Source organism: Nostoc sp. (assembly GCF_036917315.1).
Taxonomy (GTDB): domain Bacteria; phylum Cyanobacteriota; class Cyanobacteriia; order Cyanobacteriales; family Nostocaceae; genus Nostoc.
Window position 1 is genome coordinate 25,892 of record NZ_JBALDR010000011.1, and the last position, 18,290, is coordinate 44,181.

Genomic DNA, 18,290 nt, shown 5'->3' on the forward strand with positions numbered 1-18,290 from the left:
CCTCTTCTCCCCTGCTCCCCTGCTCCCCTGCTCCCCTGCTCACTCATCTCACGTCCTACCTTGACGGTAATTATTCCAGAACAACAGGGGAATACCTGCTGCCACCACAAAAACACCTGCGATCGCTCCCACACCTGTATAAACCAAGCTAGAGTACAGCAAGTAAGCGCAGACGGCGCAAAATAGTAATGGTGTTAAAGGATAAAATGGCACACGAAAAGGGCGAACTATGTGGGGTTCGCGGATGCGCAAGACCAACAGTGATATGCCAGAAAGCAGGAAGAAAAACCAAAATATCGGGGCAGTGTAATCCACCATTGTTTCAAAGCCTTTGCGGGTAAGCGTGCCTAAAAAAACCAGTGCTAAGGCGATCGCAGCTTGCAAGAATAAGGCATAGGTAGGACTGCTCGGACGTTGTTGCCAGCGTCCCATAAAACCAAATAGCGAAAAATCCTGTCCCAGTGCGTAATTGGTACGCGCTCCAGTAAAGATTGTGGCGTTGGTTGCTCCTAAAGTAGCGATCGCAATCAGCACACTGATAAACAAAGCTCCCGGTTCGCCCCAAAGAGAGCGCATTAAATCTGCGGCCACTGCTTCTGACTGGGCCATGTTTGCTAATCCCAGTCCCCGCAGGTAAGCCAGATTGATTAGCAGATAAATGGCAGTGATAATACCAATACTCCACATTAGCGATCGCACAATATTACGCCGTCCATCTTGAATTTCTGCACAGATGTAAGCCGCTTCATTCCAACCGCCGTAAGATAGCAACACAAACACCATTGCCAGTCCCCAGGTTCCCGATGATGCAGATTCTACAGGAGTGGCAGAATTAGGAATGGCGGTAAGCCCAATAATGACTACCAGCAACAAACCTAGAACTTTCGCAACACTCAACAAGTTTTGTGTCCACTTACTCTGTTGCAAACCGATGATGTTCAAAGCAGTTAAAAGTGCGATCGCTATGGCTGCATATATAGAAGACGAAAATGTGCCTAGCCGCCATAGTTGAGAAATATAATCACCAAAAACAAATGCCAAAAGAGCAATGGAACCAGTTTGAATCACTGTCATCCGCGCCCAGGCAAATAAAAAGGCGACTCCCCGCCCGAATGCACGTTTCAAATAATAGTAGACACCACCAACGTCGGGATAGACAGTGGCCAACTCTGCATAACATAGCGCTCCTACCAGAGATACCACACCACCCATTAGCCAAAAAAGCAGTACAGCAATATCGCTACCTGCTTGACTGGCCACTAGAGCCGGGGTTTCAAAAATTCCCGCTCCGATGACAATACCGACAATTAGAGCCACTGCGTCTGGTAATGTCAGGGATGGTTTGGGTGTTGCTACTTCAGCTGATGTTGTCTGATCGAGCAAATTGAAGTTTTTACGTCTACTCACGTTACTTCCTTATTTAGTGTTGAGTTGGGACTTTTGGCTTTGTTTTACAGTCTTTGTTCAACAGAGGAATCATCTATGTACTCCAGATTTGGGAACTCACAATTCAATAAGACCTTAAATCACTGTTTTACCTGTGCTTCTATGGTTAACAACAAATGTGATGAGAAAGTGACAGTCAGCAGTGATACAGCAGATTGCAAGTTATATTCATCTGGTAACATTAAGATTAACCTCTTTGCAATCGCTCTAAATTCTCTTGCTAGACAACATCATTCTGCAAATAGGGTAAAAAATCTGAATTGGTAAAACGTCTTCCACTAGTGAGATTTATATTCATCTAAAGAATGATTGACTCATAAGGGCTAATCGTGCATTGTTTGATTAAAAAACTGATACTGCTATGCGTAATTTTTAGACAGCCAACGTTTCATTGATTTAAAATGGATGCTTTATTTACACCCTGCTGTACCACAGACAGCGATCGCTCCATAGTTTTGACTAAGTATGGATGCACATCTGTGCGCTGTTAATTAATAAATAATGTATCAGCTTTTTATCCGTAATTCTTTAGTATCTGCTACTGGGAAAAAGTAAAATATCTATTACTTCACCTACCACCAAACCCAATACAGCTAGAACAGCTATAATCCAAAATGAATCTAGTTTATTGCAGCCAGAAAAGCGCATTTCCAAATCAGCTAAAAGCGTAGTGGCTAAGGGGATAATGAAGAGCCTTAATAATATCGACCAAGTTGCTACCAAAGCAATTGATATACTTAAAAACAAGATGACAACTAAAGTTTTCGAGCCAAACTCAACTAAACGCTCGAACCAAGAAAAGCTCTTTCGTACTACAGCTATAACCATAGCAACAACAAAAGCTCCTACTAACCAAATAATATGATTAGCAGCAAGATACCATCCCAGGAGAATGTAAGCCAACAAGAGTAATACTAAAGGCATCAAAGGAATCCTGTTAAAAAATTCCATATTCATACTGCCAAGGCTTGTAAAAATACCAGGTTAATCTCTTAATTCTATTCAAAAAATGTTACTACTAAAACTTGTAAATATACCAGCTTTGCTCAGGATATTTCTCTATCTATAGAGCCAATTGAAGCAGATACTCTTTCGTCATGACAATATATATAGCAATCTTATTTGATTTTTGAACTCATTTGTGTGGTGCGCAAGCGTACATTGCCATCCCATTTAACCGCACCAACCGCCAGAAACGTGAGGATTTCTGGCGGTTGGTGTTTGCCCAAGGTGTCCGCCGCGCGTCTGCAAAAGGCTGCCAAACATCTCTGCGCTGCCTCCTACTTTCCAGCATTACCAGAACTGTGAGCGCAAGTTTATGGGCGACTTGCGTTCAATTAATGCCTGTTTTCCCACTGCGATGCTAGCAATCACGATACCAGAGACTACCAGCAATCAAAGGCGTAATTTGTTCACCTAGTAATAGCCCAGAAAATATATGCGAAGGGACTTCCAAAAAATAAAATCAGCAATAAATAGAATAATAATCAATTAAAAATATGGGAGAGAGGAGCAATCAATGGCTGCTTCTCTCTCCCACAACTTTATACCAATATTTCTTTGTCGCTGCTAAATTCAAAACATTTATTTGTTTGTATGCTTTAGCCCTAGATTGAGTCTGAATCAAGTTCCCACTGATGTTTGAGCAATTCTTGATAAGTCGTTTCCCGAATTATCATCTGCTTATAGAGCATAAGCAAAAACTCTTGAGCTTGTTCGCGGGACATCTGCTCCACTTGGTCCGCAAAAGTTCTAAGGCTAAATTCTTGTTCTAAGGATAATGTAATGGGTTGATTCATCGCAGGGTCAATCGCCCAACTAGGCGAAAACTAAAGGGTCAATGTTGGCAATCTTGAAAAGAAGCTTTCATATCTAGCTGCCGTTAGCAGTAATACACTCATCAAGCCACCTACTGGGTATTCCCTTACTTAGCGGTGTCAAACCTAAATATGAACTTCTGTTAACTAGTATAACAAAATATTTACAAACCTGAGATGATGGCATATTAATGCTTTAGTAAATCCTGTGTCACTGATACCCCAAATATCCGAGTAATCATTTGTGATGAATCCTTACACTATCCTTAATCAGACCGGACTTCAGCGTGTTAGTGATGGCATGACCCGCCCCCTACTAGAAAATTGCGAGACTGCCTCATATATCCTTGTTTTAGTCTGGCCCCAACTTGGGGATTTTGATAGTCTTGAATATGCGTGGTGGTTACAGCGCGAAGCTAAGAAATTGTCAGATGAAAAACTTGCTATTCGGGCAGTGGGAATTGGTAATCGCGCCTCTGGAATAAGATTTTGTGAATATACAGGATTTCCACCTGAAAATTTATTTGTTGAACCTAATGGAGAACTACATCACCAACTCAAACTTTATTCAGGTTTCAATCTTCCTCTCCCTGGACTTTCCCCTGCTCAGAAAGCTTGGCTAAATCTAGTGTTAATGTGTGCAGGGTTTGGAAGTCCTGGAACGTTAAGAGAAGTTTTCCGGGGATACAGGGGAGATCGTCAAGCCCCTCAACTCATTGAAGATGATGAAATTATTCAAGGTACTCCTCTACCTGCTTTTAAAGGCTCGTTTTTCCAATTAGCTGGCGGAAGTGGGTTTCAACGTCCCTTTGAATTGGCTACTCTACGGCTACGGAATATGGTTGAAGTTCTCAGCAATTGGCATACTTACGTACCTAATTCTGCCTACTTAACTCAGCGTGGTGGAACTTTTCTGTTTGATACCAAAGGCCAATTACTTTACGAACATCGAGATCCAGGAATTCTAGGCTTTGCTGCTAATATGAGTCAGCCGCTATCATTTTTATCCTCGATCGAAACGGAATTAGCTGGGCTTGGGAATCAATTTTAATCTCTGCTGTAGTTTTACAGTATCAGCATATTTGAAAACCTCTTCAATAATCACTAGCAACAAAAAACGTCTTCAATAATATTATTATTGGCTTTTTTTATTTTTATGCTTAAACAAATGTTTTAGTTACTGGCGTAAGACATCCATTTGTTGCCATCTTTAAACGCTTTGTGCAATGGTCTGAATATGCCGGAGACAAAGACAAATTGGTTTCTCCTAATCGCTGGATCTGGGAGGTCACAATCGTGGGATGCAAGGCATCGCAAAATCAAACAAGGAAATATTATTATCAGGCGATTGATGCTGAATCGAGAAGACTGATAACCCAATCTTCGGTTAAAGAAGACAAGCAGTTTGTTGGGGTACAAACCGACTGTGGTATGGGGCATCGGTAAGAGTTTAAGATAAAGCGCATTTTGTCAATCAGTATTCAGAATGAGTTTTGACTCCTGACTCCTGAATTATGCTGAAAATCGAGAGAAGTGAGGACTTTCTAACGACGCTTGAATTTCATTTGTGCGAAGTGGTCTTCCAGTAGGAAAATAGATAAAGGAGTAGTAACCATCAAGCTATATGTTTGAAATTATGGTGTTAAATCATTTCTTGTTAAAAGAGCCTGCTTCGGTATCTCATCAACACTCCGAGGACATCAATCTACTTTTGTAAATCTAAAATCTGCTCTAAAAGAAGCTCTAATGGATGTAAAAGTTATAATAATTCGTAATTGATAATGACGCTTGCGGACTCGCTAACGTAATTCGTAGTTGTAATCACTGCTTGCTCTGTACTCTCTTAATTACGAATTACGCATATAGCAAGTAAGGATAGATAAAATGTCATTTATTATGCAAACTTCTGGAACTCTTACTGGTTTAGATATCTTGGTAGTTGAGGATGATGATGATACGCGCTTTTTTATCACTACTGTCTTGGAAATGGATGGAGCAACAGTTATAGCAGTGATATCAGCAGCAGATGCACGCGATGTATTGTCTGAATTGCAACCCGATGTTTTAATTAGTGATATCGGGTTGCCTGGGGAGGATGGCTACACTTTCATCTCCAAATTCCGTGCGCTTAAACCAAATAATTCTGGACGAGTCCCGGCTATTGCTTTAACAGCTTTTGCTGATAGTGAGGCTCGTATCCGTGCCTTGGAAGCTGGCTTTGACACTCATGTATCTAAACCCATCGCTCCAGAAGAACTAGTGGAGATAGTGGCTAATTTGGTTGCTTCTTGTCATTGGTAATTATTCTCATCGGTCTTGATAATCTTCAGAAGACTTTGGATCTAACTCCCAGCGATCGCCATCACGATCCTCTAAAATATCGTTGGTATGCAGAAACTCAGAATCAGCCATTTCTAGCCCCACTGCTGCTTCTAAGTCCTCTGTGACATTTTGATCGGGAGTGGAAGTACTACCACCAACAGCTTCATCTCCAACTGCATCTGCATCTTGCCAATAAGCATCAACATCCCCACCAGTCAGTTTCGGACTAGTTTCTGTGTACTCGTCTCTTTCATCCTGCATGGAGCGTCCGCCAATGTTGTATCCCGGCAAGTCTTTTACACCAGTACCGTAGGATTCGGTAATCTCTTGTGGCAAATCATTACTTTTAATTTCGTCATTATGATTTTTTTCTGCCATGATACTAGCCTTTTTCTGCATTCTCACAATAACGTTTTCTTGTCAGCAATTTGTCTAACTAGAGGTGTATAACTTCTAAAATAATCTATCCCCTGGGTACGACGCTAAACTAGCGATCGCGCCATAAGATTGTAGCTATGAATTCATGGTCAAGGAACTTGTAGTTGAAGTTATGAGTTAGAAGTTATCAAACCGAAATTATTCATTGGCGAACTTTTCACTCATAACTATTTCCTGTTTGGCAAAAATAGGCAACTAAAAATAAAATTTTGATGATAAGTTTAGCATTTTTAACTCGTATTCATCCTTTCTAACTACCTAAATGCTAAACAACTAACGAAATACTCAATTTTTTTTGAGTAACGGAGGCAGATAATGATGATAAATAATTAATTTTAAATTATTTATTCACAAAATAATCTGTCTGTTTAACTTTTGTTGTAGTTAGTTAAAAATTAGAGAAATAAAAACGTAATCCCATCTATGACTGAACATAACAATCACGCTGGTAAGAAAAAAGTTGCTATTCTCATTGAACAAGCAGTAGAGGATGCAGAATTTACAGTTCCATATAATGGGCTAAAACAAGCAGGAATGGAGGTAGTAGTCCTTGGTTCCCGAATGAATGAAAAATATAAGGGTAAACGCGGCAAACTTAGCATACAAGCCGACGGTACCACAACGGAAGCGATCGCAGCCGAATTCGATGCGGTGATAATTCCCGGTGGGATGGCTCCTGACAAAATGCGACGGAACCTTAATACAGTACGTTTCGTACAAGAGGCTATCCAACAAGGAAAATTAGTCGCTGCTGTTTGTCACGGGCCACAAGTTTTGATTGAAGGCGACTTGCTCAAAGGCAAACAAGTCACTGGGTTTAGCGCTATTGCCAAGGACATGATTAACGCTGGCGCAAATTATTTAGATGAGCCGTTAGTAGTTGACGGAAATTTGATTACATCTCGCGAACCTGGAGACTTGCCAATTTTTACCACAGCTATTTTGAGCCGTTTGGGTTATGGTGGCAAAGATGCTGCATTACCAAATGAAAAAGACACAAGTGCTGAATGGTGGAAGCTGGCTGATGCTTGGGGTGGCTCAACTAAAGGTGAGATCGCCAAAGGTTTAAATAATGCTCTTGCTGGTGAACGTTATTCGCTAGAAGCATTTGAAAACTACTTGGAAAAGGAATCAGATAACGAAGTTAACTCAGTCTTTCAAGAAATAATTACTAATAAACAGCGCCACATTCAAAAACTGGAAACCTATCTTCAGTTATTGGGCGAAAAACCTTCTTTAGGTGCAAATATTGCCAATCAGTATGCCAAAGTCAAAACTGCCATGACCGGAAGTGATGACATATATCAGTTACGTTCTGCTTTAGGTGATGTGCAAACTGGTATTGGCGATATTGGCAATTTGTCTGCAATGTTCACTGACCCAGTAGCAACTGCTATTTTCAAAGAAATTTACCAGGATTTATTGAAATACGAACAGCGATTGGCACAGTTGTATCGGGCGCGGATAGGCGCTCAGATTCAGCCTCCTAAGCCGACTACCGGGGCTGCTGTATCGATGTAACGAATCACTAGTAGAGGGGCACATCTGTGCGCTTCTACTAATGAGCAGAGAGATCAGAGAATTGATGGAGATATAAGAAGTGACTTCAACATCAGGGGATAAATCAAGTACAAACCAGGCTGAAGCTAGTGAAGTAGAGCGTTGGGCATCTCTCATTGGTGGCGGTGCAATGGTACTGATGGGTTTAAGGCAAGGTTCATTGCGGGGAGCGCTGACGGCTTTAGCTGGAGGTGGTTTGCTCTATCAAGGTGCAACCAAACAAAGCACGATTCAGCAAGCACAGGAAGCAATTGGTATCAACCAACCCATCAAAGTTGAAAAGACGGTAACAATTAATAAATCGGCAGAAGAATTGTATCGCTTTTGGCACAACTTTGAGAATCTGCCCACATTTATGAAGCATCTTAAATCTGTCAAGGTGCATAACGAAAAACGTTCTCATTGGATAGCTAATGCACCTTTGGGTAACAGCGTGGAATGGGATGCAGATATTCTCGAAGACCGGGAAAATGAATTTATTTCTTGGGCTTCTGTAGAAGGTGCAGATGTTGATAATTCTGGTTTTGTTCGCTTTAAAAAAGCACCAGGCGATCGCGGCACGGAAGTCAAGGTTGTTTTGGAGTATAACCCACCAGGCGGAGCGTTGGCAGCTACCGTAGCTAAACTTTTTGGTGAAGAACCAGAACAGCAAATTGGTGATGAATTGCGCCATTTCAAAATGCTAATGGAAGCAGGCGAAATTGCCACAACAGAAGGTCAACCCTCTGGACGCAGCTAGTTATTTACCCAATGCCCCATGCCCAATGATTATTGACATCCTCACCGCCGTGAACGCACTCTTAAGAAGGAGTAATGAGTAATAAGTAATAAGTAATGAGTAAATACCCATTTGTCATCCATTCATTACTCATTACTCCTTACTTTAAAGCCGTGCTGGAAACACGGGGTTTTAAACCCATTTTTCTAATAACTATGAAAGCAGTCTGCTGGAACGGTGCTAATGATGTGCGGGTAGAGACGGTGCCAGATCCGACAATTCTCAACCCGCGCGATGCAATTATTAAAATTACTTCCACGGCGATTTGTGGCTCCGATCTACATATTTATGGCGGCTATATTCCCACAGTCCAACAGGGTGACATTATCGGTCACGAATTTATGGGGGAAGTCGTGGAAGTTGGTAGAGGAGTCAACAATTTAAAAATAGGCGATCGCGTTGTTGTTCCTTCCACAATTGGCTGTGGTAATTGCCATTATTGCCAGCGTGATATGTGGTCATTGTGTGATAATTCCAATCCCAAGGGCTGGATTCAAGAAAAATTATTTGGCAATATCACCTCAGCCATTTATGGCTACTCCCACATGTTAGGTGGTTATGCAGGCGCACAAGCAGAATATATCCGTGTACCTTTTGCAGATGTGGGTGTCGTCAAAGTTCCGCCAGATTTGCCGGATGAGATGTTGTTATTCATCTCCGACGCCATCCCCACTGGTTATATGGGCGCAGAATTATGCGATATTCAACCGGGTGATACTGTAGCCGTTTGGGGTTGCGGTGCTGTTGGACAATTTGCCATGATTAGCGCCTACATGATGGGAGCCGAAAAAGTGATCGCTATAGATCGCTTTCCCGAACGCCTGGAAATGGCGAAAAAGTTTGCCAAAGCAGAAGTGATTAACTACGAAGAAGTTAATGCTGGCGAAGCGTTGAAAGAGATGACTGGTGGTCGTGGCCCCGATGCTTGCATCGATGCCGTTGGTTTAGAAGCACACGGTGTTGGTATTGAAGACTTCTACGACCAGACAAAACAAAAGCTCAGATTGGAAACCGACCGTCCCCACGTTCTGCGGGAAATGATGGTCGCCTGTCGTAAAGGCGGGACTCTTTCAATTATGGGTGTTTATGGTGGTTTTGTAGACAAAATACCATTGGGTGCAGCCTTCAACAAGGGTCTAACCTTTAGGATGGGACAAATGCATGGACAAAAATATATGCATTTGTTATTGCAGATGGTTTTGGATGGAAAACTCGATCCATCCTTTGTTGTCACCCATCAATTGCCTTTAGAACAAGCACCTCACGCCTACCACATCTTTCAACAAAAAAAAGACAACTGTATCAAAGTTGTTCTTAAACCCTAAATGGCAAATAGTCATTCAGTGTTTGAATTGTACACCTTACATAATGCAATTGAGGTTTTTTATGAATCGACTAAGTTCTTGGTTACGAAATATTCGCATTTCCCAAATCCTTGTAGTTTTCTTAGCAGGATTTATGTTTTTACTGGGCCAAGCTTTTAGCTACGTTGATGTAGCGCAAGCTGATGTTAAAAGTCCAGAGGGCACTTATTACAAAGGAGTCCCAGACCAGCAAGGTGAAATTAGAAACGATACCCAAACAAGAAATAGCCAGAATAGCCAAAATAGCCAAAATAGCCAAAATCCATTAAAAGAAGCTGCTGATAGTATCCGCGAAAAGTTAAACTTGGATGAAAAAACTCCTAGAGCTACAAAAGAGTTTTTTGATCCTGCAAAAAACAGAGCCGGAGATAAAGCTTCATCATACGGTGCAGATAGAGAAGGTTATTATCAAAATCCTCCTATCAAGAGCAACTGAGAGATAGAACCTAGACTTATAGCGAAATTTAAGTCTAGATTTTTGACTCCTACATTGTTGAACTAGATTTGAGTAGTTCCTGAGACGCGATAATTATCGCGTCTCAAAATCAGGCTAAATCGAGTATTTATCTTGATATAAGCAAAGCAGAAATGATAACTAAGGAATAAATAATTATGAAAGCAGTTTGCTGGCACGGAGCAAACGATGTGCGGGTAGATACAGTTCCCGACCCCAAAATTCTCAACCCACGCGATGCCATTGTTAAAATTACTTCTACGGCAATTTGTGGTTCAGATTTGCATATTTATGACGGCTACATTCCCACGATGGAAAAGGGCGATATCCTTGGCCATGAATTTATGGGAGAAGTCGTAGAACTGGGAAGTGCAGTTAAAAATGTGAACTTAGGCGATCGCGTCGTTGTTCCCTTCACTATATCTTGCGGTAGCTGCTTTTTCTGCAATCGTGATTTATGGTCGCTGTGCGATAACTCTAACCCCAATGCTTGGTTAGTAGAAAAGCAAATGGGGCATTCGCCAGCAGGTCTATTTGGCTACTCTCATTTATTCGGCGGTTATGCTGGCGGTCAAGCAGAGTATGCACGAGTACCTTTTGCCGATGTAGGCTTGTTCAAAATTCCCGATGGTTTAACGGATGAGCAAGTGCTATTTTTAACAGATATTTTTCCCACAGGCTATATGGCAGCCGAGAACTGCAACATTAAACCCGGTGATATTGTTGCCGTTTGGGGTTGTGGCCCAGTCGGACAATTCGCTATCAGAAGCGCATATATGCTAGGTGCGGAACGGGTAATCGCTTTTGACCGCGTTCCCGAACGTCTGCAAATGGCTAAAGAATACGGCAAAGCTGAAGTTCTCAACTACGAAGAAGTGGATATAGGCGAAGCACTTAAAGAAATGACTGGCGGTCGCGGCCCCGATGCTTGCATTGATGCAGTAGGAATGGAGGCACACGGCACAGACGTTATGGCGATGTACGACCAAGTAAAGCAAGCAGTACGTCTAGAAACAGATCGGCCGACGGCATTACGGCAAGTAATAGTATCTGCTGCTAAAGGCGGTCACGTATCCATTGCGGGTGTGTACGGTGGCTTTTTAGATAAAATCCCAATGGGTGCTGCCATGAACAAGGGATTAACCTTCAAGATGGGACAAACAAATGTCCACAAGTATCTAAAACCTTTGCTAGAACATATCCAAAACGGTGAAATCGATCCAACGTTTATTATCACCCATACTTTACCTCTAGAACAAGCGCCCCACGGCTACGAGATTTTTAAGCACAAGAAAGATAACTGCATCAAAGTTGTACTCAAACCGTAGTGGGGAATGGGGAATAGGGAGAATGGCACGCTTGTTAATCGCAAAGCCCCGATCTAACAAGATTTTTGAGTGTGGGGAGTGTGGGGAGTGTGGGGAGTGTGGGGAGTGGGGGAAGTGTGGGGAGAAAGAGGAGAAATTGAATAACTGCATATCAACAAATGCTGCATTGCCTCCCCATCTTCCCACACCTCCCACACCCTGCTAGCAAGGAGGTTTCAGCTTTTCAAGCGTGCCATTCGGGCAAGGGCTGTATCCTAACTTAGTGTTATTAGGAATAGGGAATAGTTTTTCAATATCTAATGCCTAATCCCCACTCCCCAATAGCCAATACCTAACCTTCAATGTTTGATTAAACAATCATAGTTTAAAAGTAGAAAGAGGCAGAAAATATGTCTGATACAACCGTTATCAAAGTAGACTCTAGTCATTCTCCTAAAGGCCAACTTGGTCAGAAATATCTTGCATCTGGCAAAACTATTTCCATGCGCCTATGGGAAAATGAGGAACCGAACGAACCTAAAGAGCCAGCAGCAAGGGAATATGAAACTGTTGGTTATGTAATTACTGGTCGTGCAGAATTGCATATTGAAGGGCAAACAATTTTACTAGAACCTGGAAGTTCTTGGGTAGTACCAAAAGGAGCTAGTCACACTTATAAAATTTTAGAATCATTTACTGCTGTTGAAGCAACCAGTCCACCCGCTCAAGTTCACGGGCGCGACGAAAACTGATTTGCGATCGCTAAAAATCTATAGCCGTTTTTAATGGCATGGAATATAAAGCATTCGTAGGAGAACAAGAATATTGTTCTCCTTTTTACTGTGCTTTGCAGCTTAGAGGTTGTTTTAAAAGTGTTTGGCTGTTAATTTTTAACGAACCGCCAAGGCGCAGAGGACGCAGAGAGAAGAAAGAAATGCTTAATTCAAGCGTATTGAATTATAGATAATACTTATGGCATAAATCTTCTGATAGAGAGACATAATCAGACGAAATTGTATTCTATTAACAATGTCTTTTTAGAGAAAATGCTTCTCAGAAAATCTGGTTTTCTATCAATAATTTTAGTAATAATTACTCAATATTTTTAACAAAAACCGAATGGAGCGAACAAATGAGGTTTGTCTTAAGACGCCGCAAGCTGGGTCAATTGATGGTCTTCAGCACAGTAGCGGCAACGATCGCTAATTTTGTAGAGAAAGCTGTAGCAGAAACTCAAGTAAAAAAAACTACTCCAATGCTGGCAACTTCGACATCTGAAACTGTGAAGGTGACGCTGCAAGTAAATGGAACACCACATAATTTGCAAATTGAACCGCGTGTTACCTTACTTGATGCGCTTCGGGAATACATAGGATTAATTGGTACTAAAAAAGGTTGCGATCATGGTCAGTGCGGTGCTTGCACGGTGCTGGTTGATGGGCAACGGATTAATTCGTGCCTGACATTTGCAATTATGCACACCGACGCAAAAATCACAACTATTGAAGGGTTGGAGCAAGGAAACAATCTGCACCCGATGCAAGCTGCGTTTCTGTCCCGCGACGCGTTTCAGTGCGGCTACTGCACGCCTGGGCAGATTTGTTCGGCGGTGGGTTTGGTGAATGAGGGACACGCTAAATCGGATGCCGACATTCGCGAACTGATGAGCGGCAATATCTGCCGTTGCGGTGCTTATCCAAATATCGTGGCTGCTGTCCGCGATGTCTTAGAGGGAAAAAAAGATGCAGCCGTTTAGCTATAAAAAAGCCGGACAAGCAGAGAATGCCGTGGCTTTGGTTACTCCAGAAGTGGAAGCTGCTTACTTGGCAGGGGGTACAAGCTTAATTGATTTAATGAAGCTGAATGTACAAACGCCAAAACAGTTAGTTGACATTAACCCACTACCGTTAAGCAAGATAGAAGTACAGGGTAACGGCGTGCGGATTGGAGCAATGGCAAGCAATAGCGATGTTGCTTATAATCCGATAATTCAAGAGCGTTACCCAGTACTGTCGGAGGCGTTGCTATCTGGGGCATCACCGCAACTGCGAAACATGGCAAGTGTGGGCGGAAATTTGCTGCAACGTACCCGCTGTTACTACTTCCGCGACACTGCTTTCCCCTGCAATAAGCGCGTTCCTGGTTCAGGTTGTCCGGCAATCGAGGGTTATAACCGCATCCATGCGATTCTTGGCGGTAGCGATCGCTGTATTGCCACCCATCCTTCTGATATGGCTGTGGCAATGATTGCACTCGATGCCGTTGTGCAGACACGCGGGCCGAGAGGAGAGCGCAGTATTCCGCTGGTAGATTTTCATCTCGTACCGGGTAATACACCCGAAAGAGAGACGGTTCTAGAACACGGAGAGTTAATTGTAGCTGTTGATTTACCAGCTTTAAACTTTGCAAAGCGATCGCACTATTTAAAAGTCCGCGATCGCGCTTCTTATGCTTTTGCAATGACATCGGTTGCGGCAGCATTAGATATTCAAAATGGGATTATTCGCTCGGCACGCATTGCCCTTGGTGGCGTCGGCACAAAGCCCTGGCGTGCCTCCGAAGCAGAAAAAATACTTTTGAACAAGCCGGCAAATCAGGCAACATTTCAAGCAGCTGCATTGGCTGCGATCGCCGGAGCTAAACCTCAAAAATATAACGGCTTTAAAGTCGAACTGACTAAACGCACAATTGTGAAAGCGCTGACAACGGTGGGAGGGATGGCATGAATACTGGGGATAAAAATATAGTTGTCGGCAAACCGTTAAATCGAGTTGATGGCTACCTGAAGGTAACTGGTGGCGCGCGTTACGCGGCTGAGTTTCCGATCGCCAAAATGACTTATGGCGTGACAATTCAAAGCACGATCGCCAAAGGTAAAATTGCCCAAATCGATACTAAGGCGGCGGAACAACTACCGGGTGTATTAGCAGTAATTACCCACCTCAACGCGCCCAAAGCTTCTGGAGAAAAGGGCGGCGGTCATAAGGTACAAGTCCTGCAAGATAACATTGTGCTGTATAGCGGTCAGCATATTGGTGTCGTTGTTGCCGATACCTTTGAACGAGCGATGTATGCTGCCTCCCTCGTACAAGTTCGCTATGACGAAGAGAAACCAACCATTAATATGCGGGACAATCTCACTAAGGCATACCTGCCTAAAGGTAAAATCCCTAGAGATGAGCCGCCCGATTTAGCGCATGGCAATGTTAACCAGGGACTAGCAGCGGCGGCTGTCCGCGTCGAGCAAACCTATACCACCCCAGTCGAAAATCACAATCCGATGGAGCCTCATGCTACAACAGCAGTTTGGCAAGGCGATGAACTGCTGCTGTATGACGCAACTCAGGGAATTTTTTCGACTCAAAAAAAAGTTGCAGAGGTATTAGGAATTGAGCCTGAGAAAGTCCGCATTATGTCTTACTTTGTCGGCGGTGGCTTCGGTTGCAAAGGGTCGGCTTGGTCGCACGTCCCGCTAGCGGCGATCGCCGCAAAGCAAGTTAATCGCCCAGTGAAATTAGTTCTGGGACGGATACAGATGTATGGCCCTGTGGGCTTCCGACCAGAGACAATTCAACAGGTTTCTCTCGGTGCAACCCGCGATGGCAAATTGACTGCTCTGCGACACGCTGGAATTTCGCAAACTTCAACTTTCGATGAATTTATCGAACCTGTTGGTAAAAGCGCCCGTATGCTTTACGCTAGCCCGAATATCGAAACTAGCCACCATTTGGTTCAGCTCGATCAAGGAACACCAACCTATATGCGGGCCCCAGGCGAAGCTTCTGGCTCGTTTGCCTTAGAATCGGCAATGGACGAACTGGCTTATGCGCTCAATATCGATCCGGTGGAACTGCGTCTGCGTAACTATGCTGAAGTCGATCCTAGTAAAGGACTGCCTTGGTCGAGCAAGTCACTGAGAGAGTGTTACAAATTGGGGGCAGAAAAGTTTGGCTGGCAAAAGCGCAATCCCAAGCCCCGTTCGATGCGAGACGGTAATTATTTGATTGGTTGGGGGATGGCGACAGCTACTTATCCTACCAATCGTTCCCCAGCATCAGCGATCGCTCAAATTATGGCAGATGGTACAGCCGTTGTATTGAGCGGTTCCCAAGATATTGGCACGGGAACTTATACTGTGATGACTCAAGTTGCAGCTGAGGCACTCGGTTTACCAGTTAACAAAGTCCGGTTTGAATTAGGGGATACGAAGATGCCACAAACCCCTATTTCTGGTGGTTCTCAAACCGCCGCCAGTGTGAGTTCGGCGGTGCATTTAGCGGGAAATCAAGCACGCAGTCAGCTTTTGCAACTAGCACTTGCCGATCGAAAATCGCCGCTTTATAGTTCAAAGGCTGAGGATGTGATTGCCGAAAATGGCAGCTTTTTCTTAAAAAATAAATCCTCCGCCAGCGAAACTTATCAGGCAATCTTGGCACGGCATGGAAAGAAAATGATCGAAGCGCGTGCAGATGCCAAGCTGGGAGAAGAACAGAAGAAGTTCTCAATGCACGCATTTGGAGCGCAATTTGCCGAAGTTCGCGTTGAGCCTGATTTGGGTGAAGTGCGAATAAGCCGCTGGGTGGGAACTTTTGGCGCGGGACGCATCCTCAACGCTAAAACAGCCAACAGTCAGCTGATCGGTGGGATTATTTATGGCATTGGCATGGCGTTAATGGAAGATACGCTAACAGACCCCAACCGAGGACGCGTTGTCAACCACGATTTAGCTGAATATCACGTACCAGTGAATGCAGACGTTCCTGATATTGAGGTGTTGTTTGTCGATGAAGACGATCCACATATCAACCCGCTTGGCGTCAAAGGAATTGGTGAAATTGGCATTACCGGCACTGCGGCAGCGATCGCTAATGCTGTCTATCATGCCACAGGTAAGCGCATCCGCGATTTGCCAATTACCTTAGACAAACTGCTGTAGATATGGCGAGGCGATCGCAACACTTGTAGAGACGCGATTTATCGCGTCTTGATTTATCGCGTCTTGGATTTATCGCGTCTTGAAATACCAATCAGTAGAAGTCTCAGGACTGATGACCAGTCAAGTAAAATTTGGTACTCTTAGCTCGGAATCACTGTAATTACGTCCGCGACCGAGATGAGTAGTCCAACAGCCCGATCCTACGCTTTCTTATCGATTGCAGCAGCAATCATCACTATTGCCCTAAAATTTGGCGCTTACCAGCTAACCGGGTCAGTAGGTTTGCTTTCAGATGCTATTGAGTCAATTGTAAATCTCCTAGCTGCATTGGTTGCTCTATGGGCATTGACCTATGCTGAGAAACCAGCCGATGCCGAACACGCCTTTGGACATTCTAAAGCCGAATACTTCTCCAGTGGTGCAGAAGGTGCGTTAATTATAGTCGCAGGCATTAGCATTGCTGTTGAAGCTTGGGGACGCTTGTTGCATCCAGAACCATTAACACAACTAGGATTGGGGTTGGCACTCTCCCTCTTTGCAACCGCAATCAACGGCGTTGTTGCCTTTATCTTGCTACGGGCAGGGCGACGGTTGCGTTCCATTACACTCAGGGCTGATGCTCACCATCTGTTTACCGATGTAGTAACTTCGGGTGGTGTAGTAGTTGGAATCTTACTCGTCAAGCTAACAGGCACTCTCGTACTCGATCCAATTGTCGCCCTGATAGTAGCAGCAAATATTACTTGGACAGGATTTCGTTTGCTGCGGGAAACCAGTAGCGCCTTACTAGATGCAGCTTTGCCTAAAAAAGAAATTGACGCAATTAAGAGCATCCTTAACGAGTACAAACATCAGGACATCCAGTTTCATGCCTTGCGAACCCGCACTGCTGGAACCCGCCGCTTTGTTTCCTTTCATGTTCTTGTACCTGGATCTTGGACAGTGCAACAAGGACATGATTTGTGCGAGGCAATTGAGCTTGCTATTCTTCGGGTGCTACCTTCAACCCACGTTACAACTCATTTAGAACCTGTAGAAGATCCAGTTTCTTGGGACGATTTGGAGTTGGAGCGTTCGAGCAATCAGCAAATGCAAGATATGAGCGCAAGAGATTAATTGCTGCCGTTGAGTTTTCAGGAATTGAGCAATTAGGAGGCAGGGGAGCAGGGGAGCAGGGGAGCAGGGGAGCAAGGGAGCAGGGGAGCAAGGGAGCAGGGGAGCAAGGGAGCAGTAAGTTTTTCTCCTCTGCCCCTCTGCCCCTCTGCCCCTCTGCCTTTCTCGATCAATTTGATTAACTTGCGATCGCAACTGTCTTTTTGCGCGAAGGACGCTTGCGGTCTGATTTTTTCTTCAATCCTACAGCTTGAGCTTGATCGCTATCTGAGCCATATTGCCCGCGCACAACTTCTTTCATCGCTAATACGGCATTATGAAATTCCCACTCTGCTAATCGCGCAGCATCAGCAGCAGCACGGTATAAAGCGAGTTTCTCAGTTTCGGTTTGTTGAGAAATCAACATTGCCTGATAAGCTTCCTGTAAATTAGCAGATGAGGCATCAGCACGAGTTGTGTTGTAATTGATGACGGTTTGCAAACCGTGGAATGAGTCAATATCTTGACTAATGGTTTGAGGGCGCAAACGGTTTGTTGTATTTTGGGGAGGCATACATGCATACTTAGTAAGTTGTACATTTAATGTACCCATTACAACAAAACAAGTTATCAGTAAGATGAAATTTTCAGATAGGGCAAGGTTAGAAAGGATAGTTTAAGATAACAGGTCGATGTATTGGCATAACAGACCGATGTATTGGCATAACAGACCGATGTATTGGCATAACAGACCGATGTATTGGCATAACAGACCG

General features: G+C 43.7%; 18 protein-coding genes. 13 read left to right on the top strand and 5 right to left on the bottom strand.

The genetic code is table 11. From position 1 onward, the window contains the following. Window positions 1–48 precede the first annotated feature (48 nt). Together V7K84_RS04800 and V7K84_RS04805 are read right to left on the bottom strand one after the other, a co-directional pair. Window positions 49–1,407: an APC family permease gene (locus tag V7K84_RS04800; RefSeq protein ID WP_334836721.1), complete on the bottom strand. Its 1,359-nt coding sequence runs from the start codon at window positions 1,405–1,407 to the stop codon at window positions 49–51. Window positions 1,408–1,974: 567 nt separating this feature from the next. Beyond that, window positions 1,975–2,403 carry a hypothetical protein gene (locus V7K84_RS04805; RefSeq protein ID WP_334836722.1) on the bottom strand — a complete coding sequence of 143 codons (429 nt, stop codon included), beginning with the start codon at window positions 2,401–2,403 and terminating at the stop codon, window positions 1,975–1,977. Between the two features lie 186 nt (window positions 2,404–2,589). On the opposite strand from V7K84_RS04805, the gene V7K84_RS04810 reads away from it, so the two are divergent. Beyond that, a complete protein-coding gene (locus V7K84_RS04810) occupies window positions 2,590–2,754 on the top strand; it encodes a hypothetical protein (RefSeq protein ID WP_334836723.1) in 165 nt (54 codons plus the stop codon). Window positions 2,755–3,053: 299 nt separating this feature from the next. On the opposite strand, the gene V7K84_RS04815 is transcribed toward V7K84_RS04810, so the two are convergent. Further along, window positions 3,054–3,245 carry an NblA/ycf18 family protein gene (locus V7K84_RS04815; protein WP_334836724.1) on the bottom strand — a complete coding sequence of 64 codons (192 nt, stop codon included), beginning with the start codon at window positions 3,243–3,245 and terminating at the stop codon, window positions 3,054–3,056. Window positions 3,246–3,510: 265 nt separating this feature from the next. Here V7K84_RS04815 and V7K84_RS04820 point away from each other — a divergent pair, with 265 nt between their 5' ends. Further along, window positions 3,511–4,314, top strand: a complete 804-nt coding sequence (locus tag V7K84_RS04820) for a peroxiredoxin-like family protein (protein ID WP_334836738.1) — start codon at window positions 3,511–3,513, stop codon at window positions 4,312–4,314. Window positions 4,315–5,147: 833 nt separating this feature from the next. After that, window positions 5,148–5,564: a response regulator gene (locus tag V7K84_RS04825; RefSeq protein WP_334836725.1), complete on the top strand. Its 417-nt coding sequence runs from the start codon at window positions 5,148–5,150 to the stop codon at window positions 5,562–5,564. A 6-nt stretch (window positions 5,565–5,570) separates the two neighbouring features. Here V7K84_RS04825 and V7K84_RS04830 read toward each other — a convergent pair whose 3' ends face one another. Beyond that, window positions 5,571–5,963, bottom strand: a complete 393-nt coding sequence (locus V7K84_RS04830) for a DUF6335 family protein (RefSeq protein WP_334836726.1) — start codon at window positions 5,961–5,963, stop codon at window positions 5,571–5,573. Window positions 5,964–6,446: 483 nt separating this feature from the next. Between V7K84_RS04830 and V7K84_RS04835 the strand changes: the two genes are divergently transcribed. From V7K84_RS04835 to V7K84_RS04880, 10 genes are all read left to right on the top strand, one after another. Further along, window positions 6,447–7,544, top strand: a complete 1,098-nt coding sequence (locus V7K84_RS04835; RefSeq protein ID WP_334836727.1) for a DJ-1/PfpI/YhbO family deglycase/protease — start codon at window positions 6,447–6,449, stop codon at window positions 7,542–7,544. A 79-nt stretch (window positions 7,545–7,623) separates the two neighbouring features. After that, entirely contained in the window at window positions 7,624–8,322 is a 699-nt protein-coding gene (locus V7K84_RS04840) for an SRPBCC family protein (protein WP_334836728.1), read from the top strand. A gap of 194 nt (window positions 8,323–8,516) precedes the next feature. After that, window positions 8,517–9,686 (top strand): zinc-dependent alcohol dehydrogenase, encoded by a 1,170-nt coding sequence (locus tag V7K84_RS04845; protein ID WP_334836729.1) that lies wholly within the window; start codon window positions 8,517–8,519, stop codon window positions 9,684–9,686. Between the two features lie 61 nt (window positions 9,687–9,747). After that, entirely contained in the window at window positions 9,748–10,161 is a 414-nt protein-coding gene (locus tag V7K84_RS04850; RefSeq protein ID WP_334836730.1) for a hypothetical protein, read from the top strand. A gap of 176 nt (window positions 10,162–10,337) precedes the next feature. Further along, window positions 10,338–11,507 (top strand): zinc-dependent alcohol dehydrogenase, encoded by a 1,170-nt coding sequence (locus V7K84_RS04855; protein WP_334836731.1) that lies wholly within the window; start codon window positions 10,338–10,340, stop codon window positions 11,505–11,507. A 389-nt stretch (window positions 11,508–11,896) separates the two neighbouring features. Then, window positions 11,897–12,238: a cupin domain-containing protein gene (locus tag V7K84_RS04860; protein ID WP_334836732.1), complete on the top strand. Its 342-nt coding sequence runs from the start codon at window positions 11,897–11,899 to the stop codon at window positions 12,236–12,238. A gap of 380 nt (window positions 12,239–12,618) precedes the next feature. Beyond that, window positions 12,619–13,242 carry a (2Fe-2S)-binding protein gene (locus tag V7K84_RS04865; RefSeq protein WP_334836733.1) on the top strand — a complete coding sequence of 208 codons (624 nt, stop codon included), beginning with the start codon at window positions 12,619–12,621 and terminating at the stop codon, window positions 13,240–13,242. After that, on the top strand, window positions 13,229–14,212 hold the full coding sequence (locus V7K84_RS04870) for an FAD binding domain-containing protein (RefSeq protein ID WP_334836734.1): 984 nt from the start codon (window positions 13,229–13,231) through the stop codon (window positions 14,210–14,212). The genes V7K84_RS04865 and V7K84_RS04870 overlap by 14 nt, the downstream gene beginning before the upstream one ends. Next, window positions 14,209–16,422 (top strand): xanthine dehydrogenase family protein molybdopterin-binding subunit, encoded by a 2,214-nt coding sequence (locus V7K84_RS04875; protein WP_334836735.1) that lies wholly within the window; start codon window positions 14,209–14,211, stop codon window positions 16,420–16,422. Before V7K84_RS04870 ends, V7K84_RS04875 begins: the two co-directional genes overlap by 4 nt. Before the next feature lie 177 nt (window positions 16,423–16,599). Next, window positions 16,600–17,538 carry a cation diffusion facilitator family transporter gene (locus V7K84_RS04880; RefSeq protein WP_334836736.1) on the top strand — a complete coding sequence of 313 codons (939 nt, stop codon included), beginning with the start codon at window positions 16,600–16,602 and terminating at the stop codon, window positions 17,536–17,538. A gap of 175 nt (window positions 17,539–17,713) precedes the next feature. Here the strand turns inward: V7K84_RS04880 and V7K84_RS04885 are convergent, their stop codons facing one another. Next, window positions 17,714–18,088 carry a hypothetical protein gene (locus tag V7K84_RS04885; protein WP_334836737.1) on the bottom strand — a complete coding sequence of 125 codons (375 nt, stop codon included), beginning with the start codon at window positions 18,086–18,088 and terminating at the stop codon, window positions 17,714–17,716. Window positions 18,089–18,290: the final 202 nt, after the last annotated feature.

Excerpts from the sequence above, each read along its gene's own strand:
- V7K84_RS04805 (WP_334836722.1), bottom strand. The coding sequence starts at position 2,403 with ATGAATATGGAATTTTTTAACAGGATTCCTTTGATGCCTTTAGTATTA.
- V7K84_RS04815 (WP_334836724.1), bottom strand. The coding sequence starts at position 3,245 with ATGAATCAACCCATTACATTATCCTTAGAACAAGAATTTAGCCTTAGA.
- V7K84_RS04820 (WP_334836738.1), top strand. The coding sequence starts at position 3,511 with ATGAATCCTTACACTATCCTTAATCAGACCGGACTTCAGCGTGTTAGT.
- V7K84_RS04825 (WP_334836725.1), top strand. The coding sequence starts at position 5,148 with ATGTCATTTATTATGCAAACTTCTGGAACTCTTACTGGTTTAGATATC.
- V7K84_RS04830 (WP_334836726.1), bottom strand. The coding sequence starts at position 5,963 with ATGGCAGAAAAAAATCATAATGACGAAATTAAAAGTAATGATTTGCCA.
- V7K84_RS04835 (WP_334836727.1), top strand. The coding sequence starts at position 6,447 with ATGACTGAACATAACAATCACGCTGGTAAGAAAAAAGTTGCTATTCTC.
- V7K84_RS04845 (WP_334836729.1), top strand. The coding sequence starts at position 8,517 with ATGAAAGCAGTCTGCTGGAACGGTGCTAATGATGTGCGGGTAGAGACG.
- V7K84_RS04850 (WP_334836730.1), top strand. The coding sequence starts at position 9,748 with ATGAATCGACTAAGTTCTTGGTTACGAAATATTCGCATTTCCCAAATC.
- V7K84_RS04855 (WP_334836731.1), top strand. The coding sequence starts at position 10,338 with ATGAAAGCAGTTTGCTGGCACGGAGCAAACGATGTGCGGGTAGATACA.
- V7K84_RS04860 (WP_334836732.1), top strand. The coding sequence starts at position 11,897 with ATGTCTGATACAACCGTTATCAAAGTAGACTCTAGTCATTCTCCTAAA.
- V7K84_RS04865 (WP_334836733.1), top strand. The coding sequence starts at position 12,619 with ATGAGGTTTGTCTTAAGACGCCGCAAGCTGGGTCAATTGATGGTCTTC.
- V7K84_RS04870 (WP_334836734.1), top strand. The coding sequence starts at position 13,229 with ATGCAGCCGTTTAGCTATAAAAAAGCCGGACAAGCAGAGAATGCCGTG.
- V7K84_RS04875 (WP_334836735.1), top strand. The coding sequence starts at position 14,209 with ATGAATACTGGGGATAAAAATATAGTTGTCGGCAAACCGTTAAATCGA.
- V7K84_RS04880 (WP_334836736.1), top strand. The coding sequence starts at position 16,600 with ATGAGTAGTCCAACAGCCCGATCCTACGCTTTCTTATCGATTGCAGCA.
- V7K84_RS04885 (WP_334836737.1), bottom strand. The coding sequence starts at position 18,088 with ATGCCTCCCCAAAATACAACAAACCGTTTGCGCCCTCAAACCATTAGT.